This window comes from Vibrio sp. OPT46, from assembly GCF_015163535.1.
Lineage (GTDB): Bacteria > Pseudomonadota > Gammaproteobacteria > Enterobacterales > Vibrionaceae > Vibrio > Vibrio alginolyticus.
Genome location: NZ_JADDYG010000796.1, coordinates 4,375 through 5,708, shown reverse-complemented (window position 1 = coordinate 5,708; position 1,334 = coordinate 4,375). Strand labels below are relative to the sequence as shown.

Sequence of the window (1,334 nt, the reverse complement as noted above, 5' to 3'; positions counted from 1 at the left end):
TGAGGTTCTTGAAGCGTTATTTTTTGCTATTAATAGATAATATGCTAGCTCTTGCTTCTCTTTTAATACACAAGCCTCAAAAGCTTTCTCGCTTAAAAACGGCAGAACAGGAGTTAATGCTTCTATATGCTTCTTTGAATACTCTAGGGTTTGTTTGTCAGGTGTATTCTGGTCTGCCATAGATTCGCACAGCTTTATCTTAGCACCATAATTATCGATAGATTGGCTTACGTTGTTAAACAAACTGGCTTCAAACTTTTCACTTGCGAAAGTGACACTTGAGAAAAGTGATAAGAGAATTATTCCAACATTCTTGTTCATATTTTTCCTTCTGAACTACACCATAACGTTTGGCTAGCATCAGAAAATCTTCTCTATCTAACCCTACACTAACTTCTTAGCTTACCTTTTTTATCTAGTTTATGGATAGCTTTTAAGCTTTTCATTAAATATACATAAAGGCGCATTTTGGTGGAGTCTATCCCACTTTTTAGTATTGGAAATATCATTAAATTTTGAGTCATTAAAATTGATAGGGTTATTATCTAGAGGGTAGGCAATCGGTAACTCGCATTGGGCCAAATAGCTAAAACATGTGCAAGCCAAGCTGAATTGAAAAAGTAAACAATGTAAATTAAATGCCAATACGAATGATTATCACCTAAATTATGCCCCACATTTATTGGTGATGATTGTTTCTATGTTGCTTAAAAGCAAAGGTGTTCAAACTTGGGCTCGCCGCCTACATATCTATATTTCGATGGCTCTTCTCTTAGTTACGCTGTTTTTTGCAGTAACTGGTATTACCCTCAATCGCCCCGAATTGTTTGAACGCAGTGAACCTATCATTCAACAACATACTCTGACGGTTCCGCACTCAGTTTTATTCTCACATTCAGATACCTTTCAACCTAATCGTGAAGGGCTGGTGGCTTTCATGACTAAAGAAACCGAGCTTCGCGGCACTCCCTCCGCACTAGATGTGTATACCGAAGTTGAGCAAGGTGAGTTGTTACTCGGAGAGCTTTCTATGGATTTTAAAGGCCCGGGTTATAACGCTACGGTCTTTATTGATATGACTACTGGTGCAGCAGACGTCGAAACGACGCACTACGGTATTGTTGCGCTGCTGAACGATCTACATAAAGGACGCAACAGTGGTGGGATTTGGAAGTGGTTTATCGACGTCACTGCGCTTTTGATGGTGTTTTTTGTTCTTACAGGCGTGTGCTTGTTACTGCCTAAGAAGAAGACGCTCAGAACGTCAATGCAATGGATGAGCTTTGGTACGTTACTGTCGCTCGTAATTTATTTTGTTGCTGTTCCATAACAGC

General features: G+C 39.4%; 2 protein-coding genes. One reads left to right on the top strand and one right to left on the bottom strand.

Annotation, left to right across the window (positions count from 1 at the left end):
• The coding region (locus IQR33_RS27880; protein WP_193844244.1) for a hypothetical protein at positions 1-321 on the bottom strand (321 nt) is incomplete at its 3' end.
• Between the two features lie 379 nt (positions 322-700).
• Here IQR33_RS27880 and IQR33_RS27875 point away from each other — a divergent pair.
• Entirely contained in the window at positions 701-1,330 is a 630-nt protein-coding gene (locus IQR33_RS27875) for a PepSY-associated TM helix domain-containing protein (protein ID WP_193838035.1), read from the top strand.
• Positions 1,331-1,334 lie beyond the last annotated feature (4 nt).